Raw genomic sequence first — 11,904 nt, 5'->3', positions numbered from 1 at the left:
AAAATAAAAACGTCCGAATATATCGGACGTTTTTATTATGTCGTTTTTTTAATCTATTCATTAATTGTGAACAGCTTCTTTTTCATTTAACCCAAGTGTGCGTCCTGTTGAAGCGTGAAGCTCTTGGAACAGTCTTGGATTTTCCGTTAGTGATACGCCATAAGAAGGGATCATTTCTTTTATTTTTGGCTCCCATGCTAGTATACGTTCTGGGAAGCATTTTTCTAATACTTCAAGCATAACGTGAACCGCAGTAGAAGCACCTGGAGAAGCGCCAAGTAACGCAGCGATTGATCCGTCATTTGCACTAACAACTTCTGTACCAAATTGAAGTGTTCCTTTACCACCTGCATCAGTATCTTTAATTACTTGCACACGTTGTCCAGCAACGACAGTATCCCAATCTTCACTTTTAGCGTTCGGAATAAACTCACGTAATTCTTCCATACGCTTTTCGTGTGATAACATAACTTGTTGGATTAAGTATTTTGTTAATCCCATTTCTTTTACACCGGCTGCTAACATCGTTAAGACGTTATTCGGTTTTACAGAACCAATTAAATCAAGGTTTGAGCCAGTTTTTAAGAACTTAGGCGAGAAACCTGCAAACGGTCCAAACAGTAAAGCTTTTTTGTTGTCTATATATCTTGTATCAAGGTGAGGTACAGACATTGGCGGAGCACCCACTTTAGCTTTTCCGTATACTTTTGCATGATGCTGCTCTACAACTTTTTGGTTTTTACATACCATAAATAGTCCACTTACTGGGAATCCGCCGATATGTTTTGATTCAGGAATACCAGTCTTTTGTAGTAGAGGTAGACTACCGCCACCGCCGCCGATAAAGACGAATTTTGCAGTATGGTGTTCGATTTTACCACTATTCATATCGTGTACTTTTACTTCCCACAAACCGTTCTTCGTACGTTTAATATTTTCAACACTATGTTTGTAGTTTAGCTCGACATTTTTAGTTTTTAAGTAATCAAACAACATGCGCGTTAACGCACCAAAGTTAACATCTGTTCCAGAGTCAATTTTCGTTGCAGCCACCGGTTCATTAGAAGTACGGCCTTCCATAATGAGTGGAAGCCATTTTTTTAATGTGTCAGGTGCATCAGAAAATTCCATCCCTTGGAATAGAGGATTTTTTGAAAGCGCTTCAAAACGATTTTTTAGAAACTCTACATTTTTTTCTCCTTGCACCAAACTCATATGAGGTAGTGGCATAATAAAATCTTGTGGATTACGAATTAAGTTTCTCTTAACAAGATACGCCCAAAATTGTCTTGAAAGTTGAAATTGCTCATTTACTTTTACAGCTTTACCAATATCTATAGACCCGTCAGATTTTTCGGATGTATAGTTAAGCTCACATAGCGCAGAATGTCCTGTACCAGCATTATTCCATTCGTTAGAACTTTCTTCTCCGGCATTAGCGAGTTTTTCAAATACTTTAATTTCCCATTCAGGTGCCAATTCTTTAAGTAATGATCCTAACGTTGCGCTCATAATTCCTGCGCCAATTAAGATAACGTCTGTTTTTTGCTGCATGTTGCTCATGATAATCTCTCCATCCCCTATATTGGCAAAAAAGAGTAGGTGTTTTTATATCTAAGCCGTAAAAAGAAAACACCGCCTAGGCCCCACCTAGGTATTTACCTTTTTTGTCTCAATTATATAACCATCTCATAGTCTATTATAATAATTAATAGACTAAAATATCTAGTGTTATCTGATAATTTTAAACTATTTAACGTTTTATTTCATAGAATTCTTCTGTCATAAGGGTAAAAAGCATAGTAGTAAAGCGGAATTTGAAGAAGAATTCCAGTTTGATGTTATCTCAAAAAAACTTCTATTTTTATGTTTTATCTTTGAGAACTAGTAAAATTCTATTTTTGTAACATCTAATTTGAAAAAATAGAGTAAATAACAAATAAATGATAAGATTATTCTGAAAATAACCAAGGAGGGATACCAATGCTTACAAAAAAACAAGTCGCAAACTTATTTCGAAATTTTTCAATCAAGGAATGTAAAGGATCAAGTGATTTATACGAATACTTATCAATGAAGATTTCTGAAGATGAGGAAGTGCTTACACTATCTTCCTACGCTCAAGTAGGACAACCAATCCCAAACTTATTATTAGGTGCAGTACATTATTTATTGCTAAAAGGGAAAGACCATCATTTAAAAACGTATTATAGTAGCTTAGTTGAAAATGCTAAAACAAATTTAGATAAAGCTTTTGAACAATTTAAAGATTTCTGTAATGAGTACCGAGAAGAAATCATTACTTTATTACAAACGAAACTCGTTCAAACGAATGAAGTAAGACGATGTGCATACTTATACCCAAGTTTCTGCTACATATTTAACAAAGTGAATAAACCGTTAGTGGTAATTGAAATTGGTACAAGTTCTGGATTACAACTGTTCTGGGACCAATATAGCTATTCGTACGGAACAGATGAAACATATGGAAATATAAATTCGAATGTACATTTAACCTCTGAAATAAGAGGGGAGAATGTGCCCCGTTTTCTAAAACAAAGTCCACCTGTCGTAGAAAGAATCGGGCTTGATTTACATGTGAATGATTTACATAATGAGGAAGATTATTTATGGCTACGTGCACTAATTTGGCCAGAACATAAAGAAAGACTTGAACTGTTCGATCAAGCAGCATCTTTAGTTAAAAATGAATCCGTCCGATTAATAGAAGGAGACGGTGTAGAGCTGTTGCCATCTATTATTGAACAAATAAGTGAAGATGCTGTTATCTGCATTTTCCATACACACGTCGCAAATCAAATACCTAAGCAAGTAAAACATGCGCTAGAAAAACAAATTAAAGAAATCGGTGCAAAACGTGATGTATTCCACCTATATAACAATATGTGGGACCGGGACCTTCATATTGATTATTATATTAACGGAAACGAATATTGTGAAACTGTTGGGGAAACGGAAGGGCATGGGAGATGGTTTAGTTGGGGATTGGGGGATAAGAAGCTATGCTAAAGTAAATCTAATAATTATGGGTTTCATCACCAAAATTCGTAATTAAAATAGCTGATGGAAGACACTCCATCAACTGTTTTTTACTTTTCATAAAACTCATTAGGTATCTAAGGTAAGCGTCAAATATTCCTCACCTACAAGTTGTAAATAGCCCATGAGATTCATCTTCTTACATCCAAGGATTTAAAGAAATTGGATTATTAAAACCTGACAGGTGTCAAAAAAGAACCTACCGGTTAATCAGCTATATTACTGGTTCAAGAAATTATTACTTCAAACGGAAGAGCCGAAGGAAAGTAAATGTTTAAAATGAATATATAATACATGCGAGAAAGAGCACAATTTGATAGGAGGGGCTTCCAAATGCATATGGATGAAAGAATGAATTTGCAGTTAACAAGCCAGGCTCTTCAGGTAATGAATAACGGAATTGCTGTCATAAGTCATGATGGAATCATCACATTCAGCAACCAACCATTCTGCAGCATGTTACATAAAAAAGAAAATGAAATAATAGGTAAGCATATATCAACGATTATTCCTGATCGTAAAAAGCTAGTAGTGAATCAAAATGATAGTTTGTACAAGTACGAGTGTAAGGTGGGCAACCAAGTATTGATTATGAATGAATCCCGTGTATATCAGAGCGGGAAAGAAGATGGATCAATTGCCATTTTGGAAAACAAGGAAAAAAGTATACAGTCCTTGGAAAGTATCATCAGTCGGTATGAAAATGCCTTGAATTTACTGTCGGAGTGTATTCTAGGGGTAAATGAACAAGGGATTGTCAATTTTTTAAGTGGTTCTTATGCACAATTTTTAGGGATTAATGATCCAAAGGAAGCGATTGGTAAGCATTGTACGGAGGTTGTTGAAAATACGAGGATGCATATTATCGTGAAGACGGGACAGGTGGAAATTGGGCATATCCAGCGTATAAGTAATCGGAATATTATCGCAACTCGCATACCTATTGTTAAGGACGGGGAGGTTATTGGTGCGATTGGTAAAATTATGTTTCATGATATACAGCAGTTTAAAGCTTTGGGGGATCAGATTAGTGCAATGGAATCAAAGTTATCTTACTATCAAACTGAATTACAGCGGTTGCAAGAAGGTAGGTTGTCCTTTCAAAGTATTATAGGAGAGAGTGCGAAAATGAAAGAAGTTAAAACGATGGCCTTGAAGGTTTCTAAAAGTCGGTCTACCGTTTTGATAAGAGGAGAGAGCGGTACAGGGAAGGAGCTCTTTGCGCATGCGGTACATCGTGCAAGTCCGCGTGCTAGGGGTTCATTTATTCGTTTGAATTGTGCTGCGATTCCGAGGGATCTTTTGGAGGCTGAATTATTTGGATACGAAGAGGGGGCTTTTACAGGAGCGAAAAAAGGTGGTAAGCCTGGGAAGATTGAGTTGGCCCATAAGGGAACGTTGTTTTTAGATGAGATCGGTGATATGTCTTTGGACATGCAGGTGAAGTTGCTGCGTGTGTTGCAAGAGAAAGAGATTGAAAGAATTGGTGGTACGAAAATTCAAAAGATTGATGTCCGTTTCATTGCGGCGACACATCGAAATCTTCGTGAAATGGTGCAAAGAGGGGAATTTAGGGAGGATTTATATTATAGGTTGAATGTGTTTGCGATCGATATTCCTCCGTTACGAGAGAGAAAGGAAGATATGATACATATAATGGAATTTTTAATTCGGAAATTGAATGGGGAGCTGGGTAGTAGCGTTCTTTCATTGGATGAGAGAGTAAGGGATATATTCATGGAGCATGATTGGCCAGGCAATATTAGGGAGCTAGAGAATGTGTTAGAACGAGCGATGAATGTTATAGAAGGAATGATTATTCAAGTGCATCATCTTCCTGTATATTTGCGGAAAAAAGATTTGGAAGAAGAGTTATATCATGAAATATTTGCGGTGGATCAAGAGAAGAATGAGATGAGTTATTCACTGCAGGAGGAAGTGGAATCGGCTGAAAAACGGGCGATTACAAGGGCTTTGGAAAAGACAGCTGGAAATATAAAAGAGGCAGCCAAGCTTTTAGGGATTCATCGGGCTAGCTTATATCGTAAAATAGAAAAATATGGAATTTCGTGAAAGGAAGCAAAGGGCAAACAGGCCCTTTTTTTGTTTGGTTTGCAGTAATACATACTGTCTCTTTTTTGCGACACTTTCTTATGGATGCGACATGATCGTAATCATTTGTAGCGCAAATGCGACATGTGAAGGTGGACATGTAAGGGAGACTTGGGGTATGTCCCTGAAGGAATAAGGGAATAGAGAATGAGTCGATTTTTGGCATGTTTCTTGCTATATAAATAAAAAAGATTATAGCAAGAAGGGATGGAATTCAATGCTGGAAAATCACAGTTTGCCACATTTTATTATGCAAAGTATTGAAAAAACACCAAGTAAGGTCTATTTACAATTTGAAGAACAAAGAGTTACGTATGAGGAGCTCTATCATCGAATTACAAAAGCTGCAGCGGGATTTTGTGAGCTCGGTATTCAAAAAGGGGATAAGGTTTGTATTATGCTTCATAACGCTCCTGAATATCTGGATGTATGGTTTGCTTTATCTTTTATGGGAGCAATTGCGGTGCCTCTGAATGTGCATTTAAAAGGGGAAGGTTTGCAGTATATTTTATCTCACTCTGATTGCAAGCTGATTATCGTTGATAAGGAATTTGTTCCTCAAATTGCTTCTTGTTTGCCATTTATACAAAGGGACATTCAAATTGTCGTTTACGGAAATGATGAAAGCGCAATCATTTTGAACGATAGTAAAGAACCGCTGGTAATCGAATTGAAAGATGTACTGAATACAAATAATCATCACCTTCCAACTGAATTTGTTTCCTCCTCTTCTATTAACAGTATTCTTTATACCTCTGGAACGACTGGATTACCTAAAGGGGTCATGTTAAGTCATTCTGCCTATGTAAATTCTGCGCAGTCATTTGCCACCTATATGGTTGGCGCAAGTTCGAAAGATATTTTATTTACAGCGCTGCCGTTATTCCATATTAACGCCCAGGCCCATACAGTACTCGGTGCTATTTCTTCCAATGCGACAATTGCTCTTGGCAAGCGGTTTAGTGCTTCTGGATTTTGGGATGAAATTCGCGGTCATGGCGCAACCATTTTTAATTCTTTAGGATCTATGATTCCTATTCTCTGCAAGCAACCAGAAAAGGAAAACGATAATGAAAATTTTGTAAGGGTGACGGCTTGTGCTGCTACGCCTAAGGAATTTTGGAAGCCGTTTGAGGAGAGGTTTGGCGTCCAGATTGTAGAAGGTTACGGATTAACGGAAACGACGGGTTTTTGTGTAACGAATCCATTGAATGCCAATAAGCCGCCTTCTATTGGAAAGCCTTATTCTTACGTAGAGACGAAGATTGTCAATGAGGATGGAAATGAAGCGCGGACTGGTGAAATTGGAGAGATTTTTATACGTTCCTTACAGGGACAAGCATTCATGGAAGGCTACTATAAAATGCGGGATAAAACAGAAGAGGCGATGAAGGAGGGATGGTTCCATACAGGAGATCGTGGTTATCTAGACGAGGAAGGTTACTTATATTTTTGCGATCGAATCAAACAGTGTATCCGGAGGCGTGGAGAAAATATCTCCTCTTGGGAAATCGAAAAGGTAGTGAATAATCACCCGAAAGTACTTGAATCAGCGGCCATCGGTGTTCCATCGGAAGTGGGAGAAGAGGATGTCAAATTATATGTGATTGTAAAGAAAGGAGAAACGATGTCCCATGAAGAGATTATAGATTGGTGTCAAGAACGTATGGCTTACTTCATGGTGCCGCGATATGTTCAGTTCAGTGAAACTTTCCCAAAAACCGCGACGGAACGGATTCAGAAGTTCAAGCTGAAGGAGGAAGGAATCAGTACTGCTTGGGATCGCGAACAGGTCGGCTATGTAATTAAAAGAACGAGTTGATGTGCTGAAGGGGAGTAAAACAGTTTGCTTTTTATCTCATTACATATTGGAAAGAAGGGATTGAATTGGAAAATAAGCGGGTTGTTACATGGTCCAAAGAAAAAGGAATCGCGACAATCATCATTGATAATCCTCCTGTGAATGTATTGAGCGGTGCTGTGGTTGAGCAACTGACGGTGGTGGTCGATGAAATCGAACGGGATGATGAAGTAATTGCTGTACTTCTAACTGGCGCTGGAGAAAAGGCCTTCGTTGCAGGAGGAGACATCAAGTCATTTCCGGAATGGATTGGGAAAGGGAATGAATATGCAGAGGGAAAATCATTGTGGCTTCAGAATCCATTAAATAAAATAGAAAGATTGTCGAAGCCTGTAATCGCTGCTATTAACGGATTAGCGCTTGGGGGCGGGTGTGAATTAGCCTTATCATGTGATTTACGGATTATAGAAGAACATGCCCAAATCGGACTTCCAGAGGTGAAGTTAGGATTGTTTCCAGGTGCGGGAGGCACGCAACGTTTGCCTCGATTGATAGGAACTGCAAGTGCGAAAGAAATGATGTTCACTGGTGAACCGTTCACTGCCGAGGTAGCTTGGCGAGTTGGTTTGGTGAATCATGTTGTTCCGCGTGGCGAAGCGCTGAATAAGGCGAAGGAACTAGCCGCGAAGATGGCTCAATTTTCCCTTCCTGCTTTATCTTTGATGAAGCAATCTATCAATAAGGGATTATCTTCTTCTCTTGAGGACGGGCTAAAAATAGAAGCTGAGAATTTCGGCCATGTATTTCAAACGAGTGATGTAAGAGAGGGAGTGGAGGCTTTTATAGAAAAGAGGGTACCGCTTTTTCATCATAAATAAAATAACAAAAAGTAATGCCTGCCTCTGGCAGGTGTTGCAATAATATATATAAATATAAAAGGGTGTAAAGTAAATTTAAGAGAATCTATTTTATTGAGGGGGAATGCGGTTATGGATTTATTGATTGTATTGCTATCGCTTGGCTTGCTTATATTTGTAGCTTACCGAGGATTCTCAGTCATTTTATTCGCTCCGTTATGTGCTTTGTTGGCTGTATTTTTAACGGAACCGGCGAATGTTTTACCATTCTTTTCTAATGTTTTTATGGCGAAGATGGTCGGATTCATAAAATTATATTTTCCTGTGTTTTTGCTTGGAGCGATATTCGGTAAAGTGGTAGAAATCACTGGAATAGCAGAAAAAATCGCGAAAATTATCATCCGTTTTATAGGTGTGAAAAGAGCGATTCTTTCCATCGTGTTAATGGGAGCGATTCTTACATACAGTGGTGTCAGTTTATTTGTCGCAGTATTTGCGATTTATCCATTTGCGGCGCAATTATTTCGCGAGGCGGATATTCCGAAACGTCTCATTCCAGCGACAATCGCATTCAGCGCATTCACGTTTTCGATGGATTCACTTCCTGGATCACCTCAAATCCAAAATGTTATTCCAACTACGTTCTTTAAAACAGATATTTATGCAGCTCCTACATTAGGGATTATCGGAGCACTGTTTATCTTTATATGTGGCATGCTGTATTTGGAAAGGTGTAGGAAGAAGGCTGCTGCTAAGGGAGAGGGGTACTTCGGAAAAAGCGGTGCCACTTCTGAACTGGCTGCCACAACTAGCGCACAATTGGTGCAAGCGCCTATTGTTTCCAGCGATGTTATTCCAGCTAGTTATTGGGTAGCTTTTCTTCCGCTTGTACTGGTCGGAGTGATGAATAAAGTCTTTACAGAATTCATCCCGGTTTGGTATACAAAGGGATTTGATTTTGCATCTATAGGTTTGAAGGAGTACGGAACGATTGATATGGGACAAGTCGTAGGTATTTGGTCAGTGGAAATGGCACTTCTTATCGGAATACTTGCTGCTATATTATTAAACTTCCAAGCGGTAAAAGAACAGTTTCAATCTATTACAAGCGTGGGCGTAAGTGGTTCAATCTTAGCTGCCATGAACACTGCAGCCGAGTATGGATTTGGTGCCGTTATAGCAGCTTTACCCGGATTTGTCATGATTCAAAATTCTTTGACAGGTACATTTTCAAACCCTTTAATTAGCGGAGCGGTCATGACGAATATTTTGTGCGGTCTGACGGGATCAGGTTCGGGTGGAATGAGTATTACATTAGGTTTAATGGCAGATAAATATATTGAAGCGGCAGCGAACTTTGATATTCCGTTAGATGTGCTGCATCGTGTAATTGCAATGGCAGCAGGAGGTATGGATACTTTACCTCATAACGGGGCAGTTATAACCTTACTTGCGGTTACAGGATTAACGCACCGGGAAGCTTATAAAGAGATTTTTGGTATTACGATAATTAAGACATTAGCCGTTTTCTTCGTTGTTGGAGTGTATATGATGTTTTCTATTGTATAGTAGGGAGGTTGCTTGGCTGTTATAAATAACGCAGTCATCAAGTTAAGATTATGTATAATGGCTGTTTGTATGTTTTCAATGAATTTCACAAAAAAACTTCAATTGTAGATTGGAATTGAACTATCCCAAACTTTACTTGGTTTAGAGGAGGGGGGATAAAGCCCATGAATCTTTGTTACTTACACTAGGTATGATTGATACAGTTGTCGTTCAAAATGGTTCGTTATTAATCCCGTCTGTGCGTACTAAATTTAGTGATGATGCAAAAGTTACAGATGAGGATACAAAGCAAGCTCTTATTTCTTTAATTCAAAGTATAGTAGACGAAATAAGGGAATAATGATTTGTTTTATAAAAAAGGCAATACTACTGGTAGTTTAAACGTAGTATTGCCTTTTCATTTTCTTTTGTTTGAAATTTTGTACTAACGATTAGGCAATCATGTCACCTATTTTAAGGTTTAGACAAAATATATATTAATTTAGGCTCTGGCTTACGTCTTTTTTCGTCTTGGTCAAATAAATAACTAAGCTCAAGATTATTACGAGGAAGATTACGCTTGTTCCTACCGTACCGAGACCAAGGCCACCGGAATCGTGAGGCTGTGATAAATAATCGCCAAAAGAGGCGCCGAAAGGACGAGTTAAAATATAAGCGATCCAAAAGGCCAACACTGCATTTAATTTGAAGCGGTAGTAAGCTATGGCTACAGCCCCAATTAATGCGGCAAATATGAGCGCTGAAATCAAGTAACCTAAGTTGAGACGCTCTGCTACGAGATCACCAGCTGCAGTACCTAAGGCGAAGGTGAACAGGATAGCCAACCAGTAGAATGCTTCTCGCTTTATTGTGTAAATAGAGTGAATGGACAGTGTCTTCTCACTCACATACCAAGCAGCAAAAGTTGCCATTAAGGAAAGGGTGAAAACGATGGTGGTCGTCTCTAGAGCGACCCCGAAGTTGTCCGTAAGATTGTCGGTGACTAGCGTACCGACAACACTAATCAGCAAGACAGTGAGCCAGTAAATCCCTGGAACATACTTCTTCAACCTAAACTGGAAGAACAGTGTGATGAGCAAGAGAGCACTCATAACAAAGGTCGTTTTAGTCAAGCCAAAGTTCAGGTTTGTATTTAAGAAGTCTGCGCCTGTTTCGCCCACTGTAGTTGCCATGATTTTGATAATCCAGAAGAAAATCGTGATTTCTGGAACTTTGTTCAGCATCTGCCAGCCTCGTGATGAAACGGAAGCGACTTCATCAGAAATGGATGGATTTTCTCTATTCTTATCCTGATCCTTCTCATAATAGTTCATGTAGGATTCCTCCTTATTAGTTTTTTATGGCCAGCGCCAATTTATATACAGAGTGTAACTAATAAGAATGAGATTCAGATGAAATTTGGATGAAAAAATCATTAAAATAAGATGAAAAAAAGAAATTTCTAAAGTGTCTTTTTTATTTAACAAATACAGTTAAAAAAGTATATCCTTTTTTTGTTCGCGACATTGAAAATACAGCAAAATTGATACTCTTCATTTGATATCCTAAGTTGGTCGTTTTCTGCAAAATAATAGTTTGACATGGAGTCTATACAAGCATGACTCACATGCCAAGACCGTCATAATAACAAGCATTTGACGCTATAATACTTGTGTCTCTATGTTGAAGCATGTGTGATTGGGTATTTGTAATACTACGTCTTTTTGTTTTGCGAACAATAAGTTGGAGACTAATCGGTTAAGTTTCTTTTGTATTTAGGGGGATATTAAGAATATCTTATGTATTTCTCATCAGATTTTAATATTTTTTTAGTAGTGTATACCTTGTATCCTACAAGGAAAGAGGAAGAAGACTATGCATGTACTACATTTTTTAAGTGAATATATAAAGCACCCAAGAACTGTAGGAGCGGTATTGTCAAGTTCTAAGCAACTTGCAAAACAAATGGTAGCCCCTATAAATTTTGAACAAGCAAAATGCATTATTGAGTATGGACCAGGAACTGGAGTGTTTACGGAACAGCTCATTCAACATAAACATAATGAAACAGTATTGTTAATCATTGAGAATAACGTACAGTTTTACCGTATACTTCAAAAGCGATATTCACACATGGAAAATGTGTACATTATTCATGATTCTGCCGAATATACGGAAAAGTATGTTCAGAAATATAAAATTACCCAAGTGGATTATATTATTTCAGGATTGCCATTTACCAGTTTATCCCTTGATACTTCTACAAAGATATTACAGGTAACAAAAGAAGTATTAGGGGAAGAAGGGAAATTTATTACTTTCCAATATACACGCTTTAAACAACAATTTTTCCGTTCTTTTTTTGCAAATATTGAGGTGAAGAAAATAAACTGGAATATTCCACCGGCGTTCGTGTTCACTTGCTTTATGTAAGGTGATGGAAAGGTGCGAAAACAAAGCAATATCATACAAAAGAAATGAATTATTTCCAACATAAAAAATGAACGATTTTTCCTGTGAGAATTA

At 38.0% G+C, this 11,904-nt stretch carries 8 protein-coding genes and 1 pseudogene; 7 read left to right on the top strand and 2 right to left on the bottom strand.

What is annotated here, in order from left to right:
• Positions 1-60 precede the first annotated feature (60 nt).
• Entirely contained in the window at positions 61-1,563 is a 1,503-nt protein-coding gene (locus EXW56_RS14035; RefSeq protein WP_002110486.1) for a malate:quinone oxidoreductase, read from the bottom strand.
• A 420-nt stretch (positions 1,564-1,983) separates the two neighbouring features.
• Here EXW56_RS14035 and EXW56_RS14030 point away from each other — a divergent pair, with 420 nt between their 5' ends.
• The 6 genes and pseudogenes from EXW56_RS14030 to EXW56_RS14005 form a co-directional block, all read left to right on the top strand.
• Positions 1,984-3,030, top strand: a complete 1,047-nt coding sequence (locus EXW56_RS14030) for a DUF2332 domain-containing protein (protein WP_215596653.1) — start codon at positions 1,984-1,986, stop codon at positions 3,028-3,030.
• A gap of 363 nt (positions 3,031-3,393) precedes the next feature.
• Complete coding sequence (locus EXW56_RS14025; protein WP_215557028.1) at positions 3,394-5,133, top strand: sigma 54-interacting transcriptional regulator; 1,740 nt, start codon at positions 3,394-3,396, stop codon at positions 5,131-5,133.
• 256 nt (positions 5,134-5,389) lie between these two features.
• On the top strand, positions 5,390-6,994 hold the full coding sequence (locus EXW56_RS14020; RefSeq protein WP_078181119.1) for an ATP-dependent acyl-CoA ligase: 1,605 nt from the start codon (positions 5,390-5,392) through the stop codon (positions 6,992-6,994).
• Between the two features lie 65 nt (positions 6,995-7,059).
• A complete protein-coding gene (locus EXW56_RS14015) occupies positions 7,060-7,851 on the top strand; it encodes an enoyl-CoA hydratase (protein WP_002161387.1) in 792 nt (263 codons plus the stop codon).
• A gap of 111 nt (positions 7,852-7,962) precedes the next feature.
• Positions 7,963-9,399 carry a GntP family permease gene (locus EXW56_RS14010; protein WP_088078772.1) on the top strand — a complete coding sequence of 479 codons (1,437 nt, stop codon included), beginning with the start codon at positions 7,963-7,965 and terminating at the stop codon, positions 9,397-9,399.
• 151 nt (positions 9,400-9,550) lie between these two features.
• Positions 9,551-9,739 (top strand): annotated as a pseudogene (locus tag EXW56_RS14005) (flavoprotein); the annotation flags it as partial.
• A gap of 136 nt (positions 9,740-9,875) precedes the next feature.
• Here EXW56_RS14005 and EXW56_RS14000 read toward each other — a convergent pair.
• Positions 9,876-10,712, bottom strand: a complete 837-nt coding sequence (locus EXW56_RS14000; RefSeq protein WP_215596652.1) for a COG4705 family protein — start codon at positions 10,710-10,712, stop codon at positions 9,876-9,878.
• Positions 10,713-11,253: 541 nt separating this feature from the next.
• Between EXW56_RS14000 and EXW56_RS13995 the strand changes: the two genes are divergently transcribed.
• Positions 11,254-11,811 carry a class I SAM-dependent methyltransferase gene (locus EXW56_RS13995; RefSeq protein ID WP_002013455.1) on the top strand — a complete coding sequence of 186 codons (558 nt, stop codon included), beginning with the start codon at positions 11,254-11,256 and terminating at the stop codon, positions 11,809-11,811.
• Positions 11,812-11,904 lie beyond the last annotated feature (93 nt).

The sequence above is a fragment of the Bacillus mycoides genome (assembly GCF_018742245.1).
Classification (GTDB): Bacteria; Bacillota; Bacilli; order Bacillales; family Bacillaceae_G; genus Bacillus_A; species Bacillus_A cereus_U.
This window is presented reverse-complemented; position numbering and strand designations above follow the sequence as displayed.